Source organism: Streptococcus sp. 4094 (assembly GCF_013277125.1).
Taxonomy (GTDB): Bacteria; Bacillota; Bacilli; order Lactobacillales; family Streptococcaceae; genus Streptococcus.
The window spans coordinates 15035-36357 of the sequence record NZ_VMMI01000027.1; the positions used below are offsets into that span (position 1 = coordinate 15035).

The 21323-nt window shown below is 32.0% G+C and carries 19 protein-coding genes; 1 reads left to right on the forward strand and 18 read right to left on the reverse strand.

The features are described from left to right. Positions 1-16: 16 nt before the first annotated feature. From HT721_RS06655 to HT721_RS06740, 18 genes are all read right to left on the reverse strand, one after another. Positions 17-823, reverse strand: a complete 807-nt coding sequence (locus tag HT721_RS06655) for an ABC transporter substrate-binding protein (protein WP_173213250.1) — start codon at positions 821-823, stop codon at positions 17-19. A 171-nt stretch (positions 824-994) separates the two neighbouring features. Beyond that, positions 995-1800, reverse strand: a protein-coding gene (locus tag HT721_RS06660) for an IS5 family transposase (protein ID WP_173213449.1) whose coding sequence is annotated in 2 segments (ribosomal slippage) — positions 995-1423 and positions 1426-1800 — 804 coding nt in all. Because the reading frame shifts where the segments join, the coding sequence is not laid out codon by codon here. A gap of 32 nt (positions 1801-1832) precedes the next feature. Beyond that, positions 1833-2429, reverse strand: a complete 597-nt coding sequence (locus tag HT721_RS06665; protein ID WP_023945190.1) for a response regulator transcription factor — start codon at positions 2427-2429, stop codon at positions 1833-1835. Next, complete coding sequence (locus HT721_RS06670) at positions 2410-3984, reverse strand: ATP-binding protein (RefSeq protein ID WP_173213248.1); 1575 nt, start codon at positions 3982-3984, stop codon at positions 2410-2412. Before HT721_RS06670 ends, HT721_RS06665 begins: the two co-directional genes overlap by 20 nt. 89 nt (positions 3985-4073) lie before the next feature. After that, a complete protein-coding gene (locus HT721_RS06675; protein WP_023945194.1) occupies positions 4074-6092 on the reverse strand; it encodes an FtsX-like permease family protein in 2019 nt (672 codons plus the stop codon). 11 nt (positions 6093-6103) lie between these two features. Further along, positions 6104-6838 (reverse strand): ABC transporter ATP-binding protein, encoded by a 735-nt coding sequence (locus HT721_RS06680; RefSeq protein WP_023945195.1) that lies wholly within the window; start codon positions 6836-6838, stop codon positions 6104-6106. Between the two features lie 263 nt (positions 6839-7101). Beyond that, complete coding sequence (gene slmA, locus HT721_RS06685) at positions 7102-7278, reverse strand: salivaricin M family lantibiotic (protein WP_057487960.1); 177 nt, start codon at positions 7276-7278, stop codon at positions 7102-7104. A 93-nt stretch (positions 7279-7371) separates the two neighbouring features. Further along, entirely contained in the window at positions 7372-7554 is a 183-nt protein-coding gene (gene slmA, locus HT721_RS06690) for a salivaricin M family lantibiotic (protein ID WP_078156164.1), read from the reverse strand. A gap of 80 nt (positions 7555-7634) precedes the next feature. Beyond that, on the reverse strand, positions 7635-7802 hold the full coding sequence (gene slmA / locus HT721_RS06695; protein ID WP_240148716.1) for a salivaricin M family lantibiotic: 168 nt from the start codon (positions 7800-7802) through the stop codon (positions 7635-7637). Between the two features lie 30 nt (positions 7803-7832). Continuing rightward, on the reverse strand, positions 7833-8003 hold the full coding sequence (gene slmA / locus HT721_RS06700; RefSeq protein ID WP_240148715.1) for a salivaricin M family lantibiotic: 171 nt from the start codon (positions 8001-8003) through the stop codon (positions 7833-7835). A gap of 31 nt (positions 8004-8034) precedes the next feature. Continuing rightward, positions 8035-8223 (reverse strand): salivaricin M family lantibiotic, encoded by a 189-nt coding sequence (slmA, locus tag HT721_RS06705; RefSeq protein ID WP_057487957.1) that lies wholly within the window; start codon positions 8221-8223, stop codon positions 8035-8037. Positions 8224-9137: 914 nt separating this feature from the next. Then, positions 9138-11255 carry a peptidase domain-containing ABC transporter gene (locus HT721_RS06710; protein ID WP_078156163.1) on the reverse strand — a complete coding sequence of 706 codons (2118 nt, stop codon included), beginning with the start codon at positions 11253-11255 and terminating at the stop codon, positions 9138-9140. Positions 11256-11266: 11 nt separating this feature from the next. Beyond that, positions 11267-14212 (reverse strand): type 2 lanthipeptide synthetase LanM, encoded by a 2946-nt coding sequence (lanM, locus tag HT721_RS06715; protein WP_173229371.1) that lies wholly within the window; start codon positions 14210-14212, stop codon positions 11267-11269. A gap of 313 nt (positions 14213-14525) precedes the next feature. Beyond that, on the reverse strand, positions 14526-15167 hold the full coding sequence (locus HT721_RS06720; protein ID WP_173213244.1) for an ABC transporter ATP-binding protein: 642 nt from the start codon (positions 15165-15167) through the stop codon (positions 14526-14528). Then, positions 15164-17272 (reverse strand): bacteriocin-associated integral membrane family protein, encoded by a 2109-nt coding sequence (locus tag HT721_RS06725; RefSeq protein ID WP_173213242.1) that lies wholly within the window; start codon positions 17270-17272, stop codon positions 15164-15166. Before HT721_RS06725 ends, HT721_RS06720 begins: the two co-directional genes overlap by 4 nt. Positions 17273-17557: 285 nt before the next feature. Then, positions 17558-18145 (reverse strand): hypothetical protein, encoded by a 588-nt coding sequence (locus tag HT721_RS06730; RefSeq protein ID WP_173213240.1) that lies wholly within the window; start codon positions 18143-18145, stop codon positions 17558-17560. 502 nt (positions 18146-18647) lie between these two features. Next, a complete protein-coding gene (locus HT721_RS06735; RefSeq protein ID WP_173229372.1) occupies positions 18648-19376 on the reverse strand; it encodes a hypothetical protein in 729 nt (242 codons plus the stop codon). 15 nt (positions 19377-19391) lie between these two features. Beyond that, complete coding sequence (locus HT721_RS06740) at positions 19392-20237, reverse strand: ABC transporter ATP-binding protein (RefSeq protein WP_173229375.1); 846 nt, start codon at positions 20235-20237, stop codon at positions 19392-19394. A gap of 208 nt (positions 20238-20445) precedes the next feature. Between HT721_RS06740 and HT721_RS06745 the strand changes: the two genes are divergently transcribed. Beyond that, positions 20446-21321 (forward strand): helix-turn-helix transcriptional regulator, encoded by an 876-nt coding sequence (locus HT721_RS06745; protein WP_173229377.1) that lies wholly within the window; start codon positions 20446-20448, stop codon positions 21319-21321. Positions 21322-21323 lie beyond the last annotated feature (2 nt).

The following is a 21323-nucleotide window of genomic DNA, read 5'->3' on the forward strand; positions in this document are numbered from 1 at the left end:
GTTCTTTTCCTTCTTTCTATTTTTCAATGGACGCTTTAAAGGCATCCTCAATGAGTTTGTCTAATTCTCCAGACTCCTTCAACTTTTGAATGGTTTTATCGACTGCTTCTTTCAATTCCTTGCTATCTTTTTTCATGGCAACCGCATAGGAATCATCTTGCTCTTTTTCAAAATTGAGGTCTGCGATTGCTAAATCAGGATTATTTTCCACAAATCCCTTGGCAACTGGTTCTTCAAAGATAACGGCATCCACTTGTCCTGATTTTAAATCTGTGATTAAATTCCCATTTTTAGGCAGAGATACGAGGGAAGAATTTTGTAGCAAATCTTTCGCCATCGTCTCTTGAATCGAACCTTTCTGTGCTCCGACCTTTTTCTGCGCCAAGTCGTTTACAGACTGATAAGTGGCTAAATCAGATTTTTTGACAATGAGCTTATTTTTTGAAGTATAGTAGGGAGTTGAAAAATCGAACACCTTGCCCCGTTCATCTGTCTTAGAAACACCAGATATGGCAAGATCGGCTTTTCCTGATTGAACACTAGCCAGTACATTGTCAAAACTCATGGGAGATAGTTCCAATTCGACACCTAGTTCTGTTGCGATAGCCTTGGCTAATTCGATATCTGAACCCACAATCTGATTTTTCCCATCAACCACTTTTTGGTATTCAAATGGAGCAAAATCTGGATTGAGGGCTACAACCAATTTCCCTTTGGACTTGATGGCTTCAATTCCAGCCGATTGATTGTTACTACAAGCAAATAGTAGGGGGAGCATCACTAAACCAAACATCGTCATCAACACCTTCTTCATCTTATTCATAACAAAGCCTCCTTTATGTTTATTCCTTTTGTTTGTATAAATAATACTCCTATACTCATCATTTGTCAAGCCTAAATTGAAAAAATTTTCAATTTGAAACAAAAAAACCTAGAAATACTACATAAAAATGTCATTCCTAGGCGTATTTATGCTATTAGACTTCCTGCGAAACTAGAATCCTAGTTCACGGTTGATAATTTCAGCAATTAAATTTATTCGTAATCCAAAGCGTTTACGTCGATTTCGATAGGTTGTTGAAAACATTTTAAACGTTTCTACTTTGGCAAAAACATTCTCAACCTTGATTCTCTCTTTAGATAGCACATGATTATAGGATTTATCTTCAAGAGTTAGTGGCTTAAGTTTGCTTGATTTCCTCGGAGTTTGCGCTTGTGAATACATCTTCATGAGCTCTTGACAACCACTGTCAGCCAAGATTTTACCAGTTTGTCCGATATTTCTGCGGCTCATTTTGAACAACTTCATATCGTGGCAATAGTCCACTGCAATATCCAAAGAAACAATTCTCCCTTGGCTTGTGACAATCGCCTGAGCCTTCATAGCATGACATTTCTTTTTACCAGAATAATTGGTTAGTTGATTTTTTTAGGACGATTGATTTTTACCTCTGTTGCATCCACAATCACCGTATCCTCAGCACTAAGATGAGTTTTTAAAATCGTAAAACCACTTTGAAGAAGAGTCACTTCAACCCATTGACTCCGACGGATTAAGTTGCTTTCGTGAATGCCAAAATCAGCCGCAATTTGTTCATAAGTTCGGTATTCTCGCATGTATTGAAGAGTAGCCATGAGGAGGTCTTCTAGGCTTAACTTAGGGGTTCGTCCACCTTTTGCGTGTTTAAGTTGATAAGCTGTTTTTAACACAGCTAACATCTCTTCAAAAGTAGTGCGTTGAACACCAACAAGGCGCTTAAATCGTGCATAACTTAATGGTTTACTTGATTCATAATTCATAGTTTTATGCCAATTTGGCATAAAAGATAATCTTACTCTGGAGAGAAATATCCTAAAAGTTCTGCTTTATGGATTGCCTCCTGCCTATTATTAACACCTAGCTTTGAAAATACATTTGCCAAATGATTCGAAACAGTCCGCTTACTTAAAAATAAGGTTTCACAAACCTCATCAATTGTTAAACCATTTCTAATCGATTCTAACACTTCTATCTCTCGTTCAGACAAGATATCCACGATTTCTTCTACCGAAAAATACTTTTTTCCACTATATATACCTTTTAATTGAGTAAGAAGCTTATCTGGATCGATACTTTTATCAATAAAAGCATAGGCTCCCATCTTCTGAGCTCGATACTCATAAATTTTTTTGCTATACCCTGTTAAGATAACGATTTTAATACCTCGTTCTTTTTTTATCATTTCTTCTGCCAAGGCTAATCCATCTGTTTCATAAATACTAGTCAAATTAATATCTATCAAAATGATATCGTATGGACTATAATCAATATCATCTACTGATTGAAAATTTTCAACTAAATCAACATATTCAATTGTTTCTGATAACTCTAAAATCATTTTTATGCTCTGACTAAACAACTTGTGATCATCAATTAATAAAATTTTCATAGCATAGCTCCTTATCTATTGGTAATTGAATTTCTACTTGAAACATAGCATCCATTGTCTGAATTTCTATTGTTCCACCTAAAACACTAACACGATTTTCTAAATTCTTTAACCCATAACCAAGATGGTTACTAGAAATATCATAATTATTTTTACAAGATAAATAAATAATATCGTCAGATACAGAGAGAGATAACCAAATAGTATGTCCTGATGAATATTTAACAGCATTAGTCACTAATTCTTCAATAAAGCGATAAAGAATCTTATCATACGGTTCCATTAGAAAAAAATCAGACTGAAAATCTGTTTCAACTTCTTTCATAGTCTCATATCTCCTCAATATTCTATCAATTAATGATGTATATTTTTTAGTTAACTCCTCATTGCCACTACTCATTGGTTGATAATAATCCATTCTCTCTCGGATACGTTGAACTAGTTCATCTGAGACATATCCAATCTGAGTTCTAAACTTCTCATCTTCTCCATATTTATTAAAATTTTTAATAGCCATCACACTTTGTAATACTTCGTTATGAAGAAATTCTGCGAATTGTTGCTCTATATCTTCATTAGCTAACAAATTCTTCACCATCTTATTTCTTTTCAAAAATAAAGCTTCTAAATAATCTTTTGCACCCGTTAGCCGCTTACCTCTAAATAATCTAATAAATTCTTCCGTTAGAAATCCAACAATCAGCACAAGTAAATTAAAACAAATAAAACTTTGTTTTAAATCTAGTCTTGCAATAATAAATGTAGCAATTAAAAGGATACTTACCCCCAGTAGTACTTTTAAACTTGCCTCAATATATAATAGTTTCAACTCATCTATCTTTTTTTGAAAACTCATATAAATTGTTTTCAAGTGGAACGAAACAAGTACCAAAAAAATTTCTACATACCATAAAAAATTTAAAATACCAATATCAGCCGTGTTAATATATAAAATGACATAAGTAACGGGTAGAAAAAATGAAAGGAAGGTTAAATTTTTCCTCTGGTAATTTAAAAAAGATTTCAACTCTTTTTTATACATCATTAACAGAACAATAGGTAAGCAAGAAATGAAAAATGATGTAAATATAGATAAGAATAAAAAGAGAGGCTCACTAAAAAAATAAGATATCTCTGTAATAATCGTAACAATAAAAGTTACAAAAAATAGTTCCTCACCTATTTTTTTACCTAACAGAATAATAGATACTGAACTATAAACTAATAGAAAAGAATTAATGGGATGAAGCAGATCTAAAAAATGGAATAATGTGTGTTCAACATTCAAACTCAGAGCCAATTGCCAACTAATTAAAAATAGAGATAGTAATAGCCACAACTTTAATTCACTATACTTAAACTTTAAGAAATTACAAATATAAGTAGAAATAATCAACAAAATAATAAAAACAACTGCAAATTTTTGAGTAAAAGTTGATGAAAAGTCAAATGGAATTTTAAGGTATATATAAACCATTAATATAAAATGATTTATTAAAGTGCTCCACCATAACAATAATGAGTTATCAGAAATATTCTTTAACCACGTCTTCATATTTAAAATTTCCTACTATGATTTTTTGTTATCATTATATCACAAAACCAGAATAAGGATAGCTAATATCCCATTCTGGTTTTCACTCATTAGATCTGATTACTGGCCCTCACACAAATTTTATAGGTAAAATAGATATAAATTGTAAATAAACCAATCATAAACAATAAATATTTTACATCAATTACAACTGTTGTATTTGCAAAATTTTCAAAGTAGCCTAATAAGCTATTACTAAGTGAACAACTCAATGGAATAGCTATTAGCAACGGTATTAGAAAATAGGCGAGAATCTGTTGAAAAATAATTTTTTTATTTTGCATTCTTTGATTTCCTAATAAATAAAGTATATTGTAATCATTAACACTTTCTAATGCATTTGTGGAAGCCTGCAACGACAGAATACTCAATGTGATAACTGTAAAAATAACTCCAACAAAAATTAGAACTAATACAATGACTCCCATAACTCCTAGATATAGTTCTGCTGATCGAACTTTTGTTTGATATACAAAATCAGCTTGATTTCCTTCTTGATCCGTAAAATAATAATTTTCAATCCAGTTCTCTAAAAATGATTCAACATTTCGTTTATCAATCCCTTTTTTATATAAGGCTACATAATGTAAACTGTTAATAGTCAATTTTTTCGCTACTTTATCAGGGACTATCAATGTCCCTCGATCATTATTTTCTACTGTAGTAACAAAATAAACATTTTCCAAAGGACTTTTAGAACTTGACCTTAACTTTACATCGGAAACAGTCAATTCGTTAGTTTTAGAGAGAAATTCCCTAATCTGCTTCCTAGTGCCTTTATAGTTTGCATTTATTAAAAATTCATTGTCTGACAAACTGACTTCTTTTTTCCCTTGAAGTCTTAATAAAGAATTATAATCAGTAAGCGAAACAATATTAACGAACGAGCCTCCTAATTCTTTATCTAAATCCCATAAATTGCTTGTATCAATAATATCTTTATAAGTCAATTCACTTATATAAGTTGGATACTCAAACTCTTTATCAATAATCGAAAAGTCAAAACCATCTTCTTTTAACTTATTCTTTACATCTATATTGTTATGATGGTATTTTTCTCCCTTAAACATCTGCACATCAATATCATAAGGAATAAATTTATTTAAATCATTACTCAATGAACTGTAGGCACTACCACTAAAAATCAATAAGCTAGTTGCTAATGCCAAGGAAAGCGATAATACCGATATGGTCACCGAATTACGATCTGCTTGCTTAGATAGTTGTCTGAGTTTAAATGAATTATATTTCTTGAAATACCAATTTGGCAATGAATAAGTTAAGCGGATCAAAGAATGACTTAATGTACTGTAAAAAATAAATATAACTAGTACAAACAGTGTTATAAGTAACATTCCCCAATTTCTAAGAATTGAAATATGTGTATAGTCTGATAAATAGACACATCCAAAGCAAATAACTAGTGCCGACAAGATAAATAGTAGCAATTGCCATTTTGTTTCTCCTTTCGAAAAAATAGAACTTTTAACACCATTTTCTTGAATAAGAGAAATAATAGCTTGCTTTCTAAAGGTAACTATGTCCATCACACCAATGATTACACTTGTTGCTAAATATGATATTCCTAATAAATTAACTGATTTCATGTCTAGAAAAAACATATTACCAAAATAATTCCCCATAAAAAAATTAGATGCAATATGTGCTAGAACAATCAATACTCCTAACCCTAAGATAAATCCTGCAAGCAAAGCAAACAGATTAACAACCATTGTCTCACAGAAAAGCGTTCCTACAATATGACGTTTTTTCATCCCCAATGTTGCGTATAGACCTAGCTCTTGTTTTCTTCGACCTAATACGAAACCAGTGGAGTAAACAACTAAAAAAGCAATTGTACTCAATACAACATAAGATAATAGTCCCATATATTGTGTCATAATGGTTGTCATCATCTCCTTAGCACCTGATAAACTTTGCATAACAGGATGACTTGGCAAAGCATTAAATGCATAGAGTAGACTATAAATTAACGTTAAACTAAGAAAATAAACTGTGTAGGTCTGTAAATTTCTTTGAACATTTCTGAGAATTAATTTTGGATACATCCTACTTCTCCTTATCGTGTATGTTTATAAATTTTTTGTAAGTATTCTTCATTTGATAAAGAATGGCGGTACATATCTGCTGTAACTTGTCCATCCTTTAATAGAATAATTCGTGATGAATACTTAGCTGCTGCCGGATCATGTGTCACCATTAAAATGGTAATGCCAAAAACTTGATTAATCTCTTGCAGAAGAGCCATTAAATTTTCTGAGTTAGCCGAATCTAAAGCACCTGTTGGTTCATCTGCAATAAGCAGTTTAGATTCATCAATTAGAGCACGTGCGGTGGCAACACGCTGTCTTTGTCCTCCTGATAATTGATTGGGAAATTTATTTCGTAATTGACCAATTGATAATTTTTCTAGGATATTTTCTATTTTTAAATGACAATCAGCAACTTTTTTCCCTTGAATTTGTAATGGTAAGACAATATTCTCATAAACTGTTAAAGTTTCAACTAAATTATAAGATTGAAAGATATAGGAAATATTTTGTGAGCGATAGTTTGCCAATTGATTATCTGTTGCATTGATGATATCAAATCCCTCAAAGGAAATATCACCTGACGTCGGCTTATCGATTGTTGAAATACAGTTTAACAAAGTTGTTTTTCCACTGCCGCTTGCTCCCATAATAGCAAGAAATTCTCCTGTCTTTACAGAGAGATTAACATCCGATAAAGCATGAACTAGGCTATCTCCCTCCCCAAACTCTTTATTTAAATTTTTTACAACTAATTGTGACATAAATATTCCTCCATTTCTATTTTACAAGACTATTATAATCAATCTGAGCTTTAATATCATGAGTAATTCGTGCATAATCTCTCTAAAGACAAGTAAAAAAGCCATAAACTAGTATGGCTTTTTAAATATACATCATTTTCGTTCTTTTCGTTTTTTCATAACGTAGACGATACCAATAATAGATGCTCCTAGAATCAATACGGGAGCATAAAACTCAAGTGTTCCAATAATTCCTTCCATCTTACTCTCCAATCTTGTTCATTCTATCTACAGCGGACATTTGGTGACGTACATTCATAAGAAAGCGTGAAAGCCCACCCACAGCGACCTTGACTAGTCATTCGAATTGCTGTTCTGAGTCCAGCTGCAGAATTACCTGCTAATTCTTGATTGTCAATTTCATGACGCAAGCTATCAACTTCTACATAATTTTCTTCCATTTTGTTTCTCCTATAATTTATCATTTAACTCTATATCTGTCAACTATAACAAGGAAAATTTTCACATCTCAAGAAACATATATACTTCCTAAATTAACAATTAACATTATTACTTGTACATTCATAAGAACATGTGAAACATCGACCGCAGCGACCAGCTAGAGTCATTTTAAATGCTGAATACCAGCCTCCTGCACCAGAAGTTCCTTCCAATTCTTGAGCGCTAATTTCAAAGTCTAAAGTGTCAATTTCTGAATTATATTGCTTGTTTTCCATATTGTCCCTCGCAAAACTTTCCTTGTTTATAATAAATTTAACAAATACTATTTATCAGAATAAAATTTTCTAATCCTTAGTTAACCGCATTTTACATGATTACTAGTACATTCAAATGAACCAGTAAACCATCGACCACAACGACCTGCTAGACTTAATTGAACTGCCGTAAACCAACCTGAACCTGATTTGCCTGAAAGCTCCTGCTCGTTTACCTCAAAATCCAAATTATCAATCTCTGATGACATTTTCTTTTCTTCCATCATTTTCTCCTATTTTTATTTACCACAACTTACGTTGTTACTAGTACATTCAAATGAACCAGTAAACCATCGACCACAACGACCTGCTAGACTTAATTGAACTGCCGTAAACCAACCTGAACCTGATTTACCTGAAAGCTCTTGCTCGTTTACTTCAAAATCCAAATTATCAATCTCTGATGACATTTTCTTTTCTTCCATCATTTTTCCCCCATTTTTATTTACCACAACTTACGTTGTTACTAGTGCATTCAAATGATCCTGTAAACCATCGACCGCAACGACCTGCTAGACTTAATTGAACTGCCGTAAACCAACCTGAACCTGATTTGCCTGAAAGCTCTTGCTCGTTTACTTCAAAATCAAGACTATCAATTTCTTCACATTTATGAATATGTTTAGTCATAAACAACTCTCCTTTCTTTTTTTAAGATAATCATCTTTACACTACTAAGTATACATCGCTAAATAGCTTTAGTAATGAGTAAATCGTGCAATAATATTGAACGATTTAAAAATTAAAAATGGTAATACAGATTGATTAGCTAGATATTCTAATATAGCGATAGACTCCGTGTGAAATATCTTTTTCTATCTATGTCAAGCTAGCTTGAACAATTAAATTGGAACAATCAATTTAGCTCTATGACAATGTATCTATCATAATTCTCACACCTTCAGCATACTGCTAGTAGAAAATAAAGTTGGAGGCTATATTGATGTCACAACGGAGTATTTCTTTGGAAATTCCATAATCTTGTCGTTTTTTTCAGAAAAATAGAAATAATCTGTTCTTAAAGTTCGTATTAGAAAATTAAAACTTACCTTGTTTCAAGCTCTCAATCAAGAAACAATAGAAACCATTTTGAGTAAAGTGTTGATCGGTGGCAATTCGACTAGTCATAACCACCCGTGAAAACGGGTGGCTTGTACACTGGCTATAAGCCGTTTCTCTCCAGCGGCGTCTAAAAACGCTCGCTGAACTTCGTTCAGGTCATGCTATATTATTTGACTAATTTTTCTCACAGAGAAAAACTGGCTTGAAACCACAATTAAAAGGACTGAGTCCTGTGCAATACAGGATTCAATCCTTAGCATAAATTAATAGTTCAACTTTTGAGGTCATTACACCTTGACGAAGTAGAATTCTTTTCAATTTTTACATTTTCCAATATTTTTAGTGAGTGATACTATAAAACTAAACCCCATACTTCTGAGACATAAGTTTATTCTTACTTTTCTTGGAAGTGTGATACAAATGATAAGCATAATCAACTCATTTAATGCAAAATAACTTAAACTTGAAATTTTTTATTAAAATTAATAATTCATTTGATAAAGTTGACTGTATAAACCATCTCTATTATTTAATAGCTCTCTATGCGTCCCTCTCTCAGAAATTTTTCCATTGTCCATAACAAAAATCTGATCAGAGTCAATAATTGTAGATAAACGATGTGCAATCAAGATTATAGTAATATTCTGCTCTTTAAATTTTCTCATTATTTGTTTTTCGTTTACATTATCTAAATAGCTTGTCGCTTCATCTAAGAGCATAATTCGAGGTTTCTTGACTAATGCTCTAGCCAAAATAATTCTTTGACGTTGCCCACCAGACAAATTCAATCCCATCTCCGAAACTAGCGTATGATATCCCATAGGCATATTTTGGATTTCATCGTGAATATTTACTAATTTACAAATTTCCTCTACTTCTTCTTGTGAAATAATATTATCACCTATAATATTTTCAAGAATAGTTTTATTAAAGAGTGTCATATCTTGAGGTACAATTCCAATTTGTTGACGTAAGTATTTTTTCTCAAATTTATCATAATCTATATTATCAAACAATATTTCTCCTGAACTTGCTGGATATAGACCAATTAATAACTTAGATAGAGTGCTTTTCCCAGAACCAGATGATCCGACAATTGCAACCTGCTCTCCTTGTTTTATTTCTAAAGAAATATTTTCTAAAACCTTTTTACTATCTTTTGTATATGAAAATGATACATTTCTTAATTCAATATCGCCTTTTAAATCAAATTTTAATTCTCCATTTTCCTCCATGTCTTCTTCTAAAATTTCAACTATCCTAGCTAAAAACGTTTTACTATTGTAAAATGATACTACTGTTTCAAAAATATTATTAGTTTTACTGAATAAAAGAGTACTTAAAGAATAAAGTGCAAATACACTTCCTATACCAACACTACTATTTGATTGTAAAGCAACAAACAGCAATATAAAAGGTGAAATAAATGTGATAATAGTAAATAACGAATTCACAAATCCTGAAAAAATTTCACTACATTTATATCTATATATATTTTTATCAAATAAACTCTTCCACTGCTTATATGTCTGGTCTTCAAAACCTTCCATTTTAATTCCCATCATAGAATAAACCATTTCAATCTGTTTATTCTGTAAGTCATTTTGAGAAATTATAAATGACTTATTTCTTTGTTCTAAACTCTGTCTGGTCAAGAATAATATAAAAAGATTCAAAAAAAACAATAGAACAGCTAATAAGGATATAATATAATTAAATCTAGCAAAATAGATTAAAATGCAAATAGCAAACCCTATATCTAAAATCCCAAGTATAAACTGATTTGTAAATAACTGTCTGATTCTAGACAAACCATTTATTGAGTAGATTAAATCTCCGCTACTTCTAGTAGAAAAAAATTTATAAGGTAACTTAAAGAGATTACTTATCACATTATTGTTTAGTCGCTCATCAATAGCACTTGTCAATATAATTGCAAAATATCTCTGGCACAACATGATAATAAAATATATGGAGACAAAAACTAAGAATCTAAGTAATAAATCGAATTGTTTAATAAAAACTCCCTTTGAGACTTCGTTTAAAATTTGTTGCATCCATAGAGGAAAAATAAAATTTACTCCATAACTACCTAGTGTTAAAAAAAGCAATGGAATAAAATATGGCCAAGTTTTTAACAACTGTTTATAAACTACTTGAAAGTTTTCTTTACTCTTTCTCCTAGATACTTGTGAACTATCTACTATACTGATTAGATACTCTGAAAAACCTTCTGAAAATTCTTCCAAACTATATCTAATTCTACCAAGTTCTGGATCGACAACCCATACAAATTTTTCGTTTACCTTCTCAATTACTACAAAATGTTTACTTTGCCATAAGGCAATTGCTGGAGTCAAAATTTTAGAGAAATTTTCAATTTGTTCTTTGGGATAACGAAACGACTTAATAGAAAATCCAATATTTTCTAATATATCAATTAAGTTTCCAAAATTTGTTCCATCCCTTCCTGTTTCCTGAATATTACGTAAATCTTTGACAGAAATCTCATGATCAAAATAACTTGATACCATTGCTACACAACATAAACCGCACTCTGTTTTTTGATGCTGTTCTATAAATGGTACTCTTCTCTTCATTACATTCCTCCTTAATTTAATAATAGCAATTCATTAAGACATTTTCTACCCGCCTTATAATTAGCCATCAATATTCCCATTTCACCTGTCAAAACACCCCAATCATCAGTTTCATAGGTCATTTTTTCTAATAAATATTGATTGCTTTCCTGATGTATCTCATTTTCAAATTGATTAGTTTGAACAGGTAAAATTGAATCCAAAATCACCAAATTACCCACATTCCCATGACAAATTGAATTATCCAAATTTAATCCATTAATTAGTATATCTCTGCTGTAATACTCCACTTCTTCCGATAACAACTTATCTGATAACCCATTAATTAACAAATAATGCTTAGCTTTTACAATACCAACAATACCATTACACCAGGAGTAGTATTTAGCATTTTTTCTTACTTTTAGAACTTTATTGAGATTTAGTTCCTCTCTCTCTTTCCTTAAATAGTCTTGTACACACTGAATAATCATTTTTCTAATATTTGAATCTGTACTTAAACTTAAACTATATTTATATAGCTGAACAATTATACCATAATTCCCGTGAGCATACCCTGGATCTTCTGAAATCCATACCCCTTCTTCGGCATATATTTTAAGCAGACGTTGAACAATTAGTTTCATCAACTTATCTGTCAAATTTAATATATCTAAATTTCCTTTAAATGTACTATTGACTTTCAATAAAACACCTAAAATACCAGAAATCCCACCGATAATATCTAAATTATCTAAATTTGAAACTATATCTTTAGTTCTAAAAATGGTTTCAAAGATACATGTTTCAATCTCCAAAGGAATATCTTTATTACTCTCCTTTAATACACACAATGCATATAGATAGCCATAAATTCCGGTAAAAGCTCCAACATTTTGATATGTAATATCAGAACTAAAATCCTTTATGTAGTTAACAGTGTATTTCATTACTCCAGGAAAAAGTTCTTCTAACTCCTTGATTTTTAAACTATTGATTCCAAGTAAAATGCCTGCTGTACCTGAATATAAATCATACTTCATAGGTGATATATCATAATTTTTATCCATAGCTAGCATTGCTAACCAGCTAATTTCGCCATTATGTTCAAACCTACTAGATAATAGTCTTTTTACAAATAATTCTCTTCCAAGATCTTTTCTTTTAGAAGCTTCAATATTTTTTACAAATAATTCGGTCCCCATAAAAGACATATTAATAATTCTCTTCTGACGAACTAAGTTTGAAGTAGATGCTATTTTTATTCTATTTAAAATTTTCTCTACAATACTTTCGCCCTCAAGTGATAAAATATATTCCTTAACTCCATTTGAAATATTATTATTAGATGAATCGGAATAAAAAATTGGGACATCATCATTTTTCAATTGATTAATCTCATCATGAATCATTTTACTATCAAATTCATTGGAAATATCACCATATTCACATAATCTAAGAAAATACATTTCAAAATCATAACGATTTTTTAAGAGTTCTGGGTGATGACTAGTCTCTAGCAACTGTACATATATATTGGTATTTCTATAAATGTATCTCGTTTCACAATTATTAAAATATTTCTTAATCATTTTTGAGATAACTGACTTATTATCAACAAAAATTCTATAAATCTCTTCAAATCCCTGTTGAACTTGAGGTAAATAATTAGAACAAGAGACATTCTCACCCTCGTATCTAACAGTACTGGGAAAGCTTCCAACCTCTTTAAAAACTTTTTCAATTCTGATTTCATCAGTGCCAACATTAGACAGCTGATGTGTTAAATAGGGAGATTCTCTTCTTGCACCAGAATTTAATGCACCTATTTCCATTCCTTTGTTATTATTAATTGAATATAGCGTCATTGGCAAAATACCTGTACTATATACTGAGTTAGCTACAAAGTCATACATTTTATGTATAGATGTATTAATTGTCTCATTTTCACTAAAATGAAGAATTGTTTCATTATCAATCAAATAAGGAAATCTCCCAGATGCTAATACATTTTCTCCATGATAATCTTTGGCACCAAACAAATGTAAAAATGCTAGAATTTTCCCCATATTTTCGAAATATATTTTTACATCTTCTAAAGTAGAACATTCTTGAATTTCAATCATTTCTACATAGCTATATCCTTTCTTAGTTAAAGTCTTAGGGATAAATAATGTATTCGAGATTCCAAATGTCTTTTCAAATTCTTCTGCAAATAATTTTAAATTAACATCCAATATCATATTACGAGGTTTATACACAATATCCTTATCTTTGAAATTTAATATACAAACTGTCTTGCCTTTAGAATGAGTATCACCTGCATTAAAATTAATTTTGGATAATTGTAAATTCGATACTTTAAAATAATTCTGAATATCTTGAATGTCGTCTTCTAAATTATTTAAAATTTCTTGAATATAAAAACTTATATTTTTTAATTTTTGATCTAATACCTCATATAACATTGGATATCTTTTATAAAAATCAACAATATATTCTTTATCTCGTAATAAAGTGTCTATATAGTATTTATATCTATCCTCACTACTCTCCCCCAGAAGTTTTGAATTTCTGCGTAAATCATTAATTTCTAAAACAACTGTACGATAACTAATATTCATACAAATCTCAAAAAAATATGTTTCAATACCTTCTATAAAAGTCTGTTTATCAGAAATATAATTCTTAGTTTCAACAATACTATAAATTTTTTGGACATATTTATAACACAATGGTTTATATAAATCTAACCAATTGATTCTAGTCTTAAGCCTTTGCTGTGGAGTATATAACATCCATTCACCTTGTTCTAGCGCTTCTTCAATAAATAAATCTTTACTTTCATCATAGTCATTATATAGTTGTTCCCATTCATTGAGCCCTTTCCCTGAAACATTCTTTAAAAATGTATCTAACTCCTGAGAATTATTGACATTATTAAATAGTTTTATCCATTTATCTGTAATTGCTGACATAGTAATTCCTCCTTATAATTACTTTAAGATTATCAAATTTTCAAGTAATGGTAATGAGTATTCTATGCACTTTTGAGATTGAGAGACCCAATTTGTAAAATTAAACTAGACAGAAAAAGCCATCTATGTTAGGCTCAGATAAACACCACATTTGTCTGAAAGAAACTAACATAAATGACCTATACTCAATAAATAGAATTCCTAGGAAATCATCGAATTATCAATCACCCTACCAAGTTTTTCTGAGTTACATGAAAAATCTAACTTAATTTGACAATTTAGTATTCACTCAGTCAAAATAAGCAGAACTAACTCATTCCCCCTTGCCCAATTCAATGACGCGATGACATTGTTGGGCTACATAAGCATCGTGGGTCACAATAATGACTGTTTTCCCCTCTCGATTCATCTCTAGGAGAAACTTCAAGACCAAATCTCTATTTTCAGGGTCCAGAGAACCTGTTGGTTCATCGGCTAAAATCAGCTGACTGGGTTTTAAGATGGCTCTAGCAACTGCAATTCGTTGTTGTTCGCCACCAGACAACTCGGAGACCTTTTGGTGCAAAGTAGCTGACAAACCTACTCTCTCTAAAATCTCTTCCACCTTTTTGAGTTTGTCTTTCTTAGACAATTTCACATATTTCAGCGCCAGCATAAGATTGTACTCGACCGTTTCATCATCAATCAGGGCAAAATTTTGAAACAGATAAGAGATATGTTCACGGATTATTGTTTGCGACTTAGCAGAATTAACCGCTAGATTTGTCTGACCAAAAATCTCATACCGTCCGCTATATTCACCATCTATCAAACCTAATAAATTTAACAAGGTCGACTTACCACTACCACTCTTGCCAACAATGGCTACCAAATCCCCCTGATCAATCCTGAGAGATAAGTTATCCAAAATCACTTTTCCCCCAATGGTTTTGGTAATATTTTCCAACTCAATCATAAGATGCCCCCTTTCAATAACTCTACTAGACTTCTTTTCTCCATCCTAGAAGCCAAGCCTAGCACAAATAGTATATCCAAACATGTAAAACCTGCAAAAAGTAGGAGTGGCAAGAGCGCATGGGCAAAGAAAATCAAGACTAGAAGAGGCAGACTATAGCCCAGCAAGAGCAGAACGAGGAGAGGACGGTAGCGATCGACCAGTTTCCACCCCATAAACTTCTTGGTAATGATATCCCTGCGCTTCAACAAGAAAGTAGTAACGAGTAAAAAGTAGGAGACAATCATACTGAGAAGAGCAAATAAGGCAAAAAGAACGTTAAAATTACGAACAGAATCCCGATAGGTATCAACTATCCCCTCTTGAATTGCTTGAATCGATGAAAATTTTAAATAATTTCCATCTGACAATTTCTCAACTAACTCTGTAATCTCTTTTTGATGTTGAACCGTATTTTCAATTTTAATCGGATTATTTAAGCCAGTTGTTGACAGGGAGGCTTTCTCATCCCACATCATATCAGAATCATTGACCAAGCTAATAATTGGATTGGAGAGATTTTCCTTTCGCTTATCACTATATGGGAAAAATGACCAATCTCCTTCATAATAGGCAATCTCGACATCCATCTCCTCTATCGTTCGTTTTTGCTGCTCTTCATACTTCATCGAATGAAAGGCAATTAACTTCCCCAAGAGCTGATTTTTATCTTCTTCACCTTTCGTACTTGCTGGCATCAAAATAACTTTTTTAATACCGGTATCTGGTAGCTTGAATCCCTTGCTCTTTAGAAAATTGCGATTGGCATAGTAAACATCCACCGTATCTGTTAACTGATATTGCTGAATCTGTTCTGATTGGACAAAATTTTTTACAGGAAGACTGCTACTCTGCACATAGCCCGCCTGCGTTTTTTCTACCAAATTCTGATAAAATCGATAGAAATAATCTGTAGATTTCCCTGACCCTGCTAGCTCTTCTTGCCACAGGTTATCATTGAGTTTGAAGGTTTCCAAGGTCAGGTAATTTCCTTGGCTTACCCACTGTTGCTGATAAGCCAATTCTTTGTTTTCTTGTTCTAAACTTCTGCCCACCCCAATCAGTAAGGCCGTCAGTAAAATAGTTGTCCCTATTTTCATCACATAATTGAAAATGAGACCAAGTTTGACAGATGAAAAACCTTTCAACATGGAACTGACTGTCATTTTCTGAATCATCAGGTAGGTCAGCCAACTGATGAACAAATACAACTGTAAAAGTAGAAATTGGGATAAGAGTAAACTTGGGAACAAAAGTTTTGGTCTATAGTCCAGCACTAAAAATAGTCCCAAGTCAATGATAAGACTTCCACCCAAGAGAAGATAAAAATTAGTCTTTACAAAACCAGCTAAAATCGCCCTGCTTTGAAAACCAAGTAACTTTTGAACCCCCACTCGTTTCATCTCCATCATCGGCTGATAAACTGTCATTAAAATCACAAGTAAGATTGCCAAGATAAAGATAATGATAGATAGTAACAACTCTTGATTTAGCACTCCAACCTGACTTCGGTAAGTGGGTTCTAATAAAATCGTCTTATCTATCTGGAAAAAATCACTCCACTTTTGTAGAATGGTATCGCGATCTATCTCTTTGCTGGAGGTAATCATGTAGCGCCCATTTACAGTATGGGATTTATCCTCAATATAGGATTGGAAGGTCTGGAGTCGAATGAGTTTCACCTTTAAAAAGGTGGGAATGGTTCCTAGATTATTGGGAAGATCCTGGTTGCTGTAGACCCCCTTCTCATTCTTTGAAAAATCAAGAGAAGTCAGACCGAACTCCTGATAGGGGAAGGTTTCCTTATTAAAAACACCAGCCTTGACGGCTTCATCGCCATTATCTACTTTGATAATAGAGACCTTGTCTTGATTTGCAACCTCTTCAAAAAATTGGAGAATCGTTTCTGTCGGTTTAGTGACATCTTTCAAGTACAAGTCAAATGAATAGGTTGTCTTGCCCATCTCCTGAATCCGCACTATTTCACGTGTAACATTTACATTCAGGACAAAAAACGTAGTACACAGCAAGAGCAGGAGCATACAAAGATGACTGATTTTTTTCATAGAGATACCTCCCGTGAAGAGACGAAAGCGATATAGGTACAATTGCTTTTTATTTTTTACTAAATTTTAAGTAGGTGTAAATAAATCCTGCACTTATAGCCAGAGTTGTCCACCATTTAAAATCAATATGCAAAAGTGAAAAGATTATAAAACTGATGATTAGCGAGGCTAAAATATAAACAATGATTAAAATTTTATTTTTCATAGGAATTGCCTTTCTGAATGGATTCTAGTATTTACAGCTTATTTGTAAAGTTTACAATAAGCTGTTAGAGCAATTGTCAATCAGAATGTCCTTTTATCTGTCAATAATCCGAGAAAATCTTGTCGTTTCAAGTCTGAGAAATGTTTGGTAGAGAGACTTCCTCTTTGAAGTCCATCATCTCTAACCTGTAAATAATAGCTATGTTGGCTTGTTTTAATTGTCAAAAAATCGCCCAATATAAAAACTTTTTTCCAGTTGCGAATCTCAAATTCTTTTATCTCTGATTTTGGAATGCGGATAAGTCCTTGTCGCAAATCACGATGATGCTCACTTGTGAAAGTCATCCCATTCCCAATATTTCTTATCAGTAGTTCATCTGGAGTCACCATCACCAGCGCTATTTTAGTTAAGAAAATTTCAACTGTTGGTGGTAAAATAGCCAAATCAAACCAAGGATGTAGGTAGCGATACGCTAAGAAATACTGAGGCTCCTCACCCAATCCTAGTTGTTTATATAAGGCCTTGACCTCACTATCTAACCTCGCTTCAAAAGACACATCCGAATGCGCTTCTTCCTTCTTCTGATTAAAATAACGCATCCAGACTAGAAAATATATAAAGACTATAATAAATATTCCTGATAAGAGATATTTTACATTGTAGTTCATCACTTAACCTCCTGATTCACGACTCTGCCTAAAACAGAGGCCTATTTATTTTGAAAATAGTTCCATAACAACTTTAAATAAGACGGGTGTCATTGTATCAAGCTAGAATTCTTTCTTTTCTAGCTGCATCATAATTATTTGCTGAATACAAAGTTAAGGGCGCTGGATTTGTTAACGCTTACACAACTCCTGTTTTACCTGTATTATAAATCAACATATATAACCTGTCAAGCAATTAAAGAAAAATATTAAATATTTTCAAGTAGTTTCAGTCTTGAATACAATCAAGTTGAAAGGAATACCGTGTGGTTTTTGAATTTTTGAAGTTTCATAGGTCAGTTTGTTGGATAATGTTATAAGAAAATTCATGCTCATCAATAGAAGGCTTAATTCCCCTACAATTATCTGTTTACCTCTGTTATACATTCTAATTTTCTTTAGTCAGTGCAACATCTTTTTATTTTTTGCTAGATTTTGAGACGGTAAATAATACTAAACGAAACTAAAATGAATACTCCTTGCTTTTCTTGAGAGTGAAAAAATACAATAAAATGATTGTAGTGATTACCACAAGATACTGACTAATAGACATCGTATTTGAAGCAACAAATACAGGTAAGGAATAAAAAGGAAGAAGTTCAATTGCTTTGATAAACAAATCATTACTAGTATTCATCATAATCGTATTTAATATATTAGGGATAAAGAGTAGTAAAGCTACTAAAATACCAAATACCAAGCCACTTTTCAATTTGTATAAATAGAAAATGTAAGATAATAGAAAATAAAATAGGACTAACAAAATTGTATTGACTACAATGGATACTATAAAATCTAATCCTAAAGCACCTGGAACACCCAATTTACTTACGATGACTAGTAACACAATACCATTCAAAGCATAAATAATGGAAACTGAGATGGCATATAGAAAATTAGACAAGACGTAAATCATCCGATTTTTCTGTTGATTATAAAATAAACTGATCGTATTGTAGGAACAATCCCTGCTAATAATTCGGTTAGCATGTATAACAGCCATTAACATACCGAGCATAGCATAAAAGTTTGAAATATGCTTAATACCAAGCGATGTCCCTTGAGTCTTTAGAATAAAGAATGTAACCAATATCGGCGGTATAAACGAGATAATCAAACCAAGATATATTACGCCTGATGAATATAAATCTCTTATATTTTCCTTAAGAAAATTTAATTTATTTAATTTCATGATTATAACCTTCCTTTATTTTGAACGATTTAGATAAATATCTTTAAGCGTCTCTTTTTTAGTTTCAAAATCAACTACTTTAATAGAGTTTTCGTTAAAAAATTTAAAAAGCTCACTACTTTGAATATTCCCAGACATAGTAATTTTCAGTCCCTCTTCCTGAACAATATCCCCAAATTCTTGTTTGGTAATGAAAATGTCTTTATCTACAGCTGATGAAAAAGCTATCTCAAACAAGCAATTATGACTATCTTTTCCTACTTTTTGGAATGTCAAAAGCCCGTTCTCCAAGAAGAGGACTCTCTCACAAATTTCTTCAATATCTTCTAATTTATGACTCGATATTAAAATTCCCACATTTTCACTTAAAGCTAAGTTTTTTAGAACCGCTAAAACTATTTGTGATGATTCAATATCTAAACCATTAGTCGGTTCATCTAAAATCAATATATCAGGTTCCGTAACGAGAGTTAGAAGCAAAGCTAATTTTTGTTTTGTACCCAAAGAATAGGTCTTTACTTTTTTATTAATAGACTGAGTCAAATCTAACTCTTGAATCAAACTCCCAAATCTTTCTTGATTGTAGTCAACACCATATAAATTTGACAAATATTTTAAATTCTCTAAACCTGTTTTAGATAAAAATAACTTTGGTTCTTCGATTAAATACCCAACATTATCACTACTTATAATATTCCCTGCAGTCGGTTGATTATTCTGAACAAGAATTTTCATCAATGTACTCTTACCAACTCCGTTTCTCCCTACTAGACCAACAATTTCACCCTTATTAAGTGCGAAATTTATATCTTTGAGAATGGTTGAATGACCATAATGCTTACTTACATTTATAACTTCCATTTTTCAATTCCTCCATTAATATCTTTTAGAATTAAATAACTTTTCCTGATATAATATAGTATACCTCTTCTTTACTCTATTTTAAAATTAGTTAACTTTTTTCACACATTATTTTAGTTTTCTTTTTTACTATTCCTGTTACTATGATACAATATTTTTAATTGGATTTTATTATTTATTAACTTTTTTCACAAAAAGGAGAAAGCCCATGCGTTATGATTTCGGGAAAGTATATAAAGAAATACGCGAGTCAAAAGAATTGACCCAAGAAGAGGTCTGTGGAAATGTCATCTCAAGAACCAGCCTATCAAAGATTGAAAGCGGCAAGGTAACTCCCAAATATGAAAATATGGAGTTTCTTCTTCGGCAAATCAATATGAGTTTTGAAGAGTTTGACTATATCTGCCATCTCTATCAACCGAGCCAACGAACAGAAATCATGCAAACCTATCTCAATATGAGCTCAACCCTAGGGACTAGTGAACTCGAAAAACTATTTCAAAAATGCCAAGACTATCTCAAAACCCACCACGACCTGCCCATAGAAGAAATCAGAGATATGTTGGAAATTGTCATTCATATCCGTCAACATGGTACAGAGCAACTGTCAGACCCTGTGAAACAGACTGTCACAAAACTTTGGGAGAAAATTGAAAAACAAGATACATGGTATGAAAATGACCTAAAAATCCTCAATACCATCCTTTTCAGCTTTCCCATTGAACACCTCCATCTCATCACTGAAAAAATCTTGCAACGCTTGAAAGTATATAAAAACTTTCAACATTTATATGAATTACGAGTGGCAATCCTACTCAATCTGTCCACCCTTTACTTATACAATCAAGACAAAAATATGTGTCAACAAATCTGCTATACTTTACTAGAGGACGCCAAGAACAAGAAAAGCTACGATAGGCTTGCTATCTGCTATGTCCGTATTGGGATTTGTAGGGATGATGCTAGACTTATCCAAAAAGGGTTCTCCCTTCTGGAGCTGACCGAGGAAACTTCTATGCTGTCCTACCTCAAAAAAGAAGTAGAGATCTATTCTCAACCGAAGGAAAATCATGACCACCCCTAAAA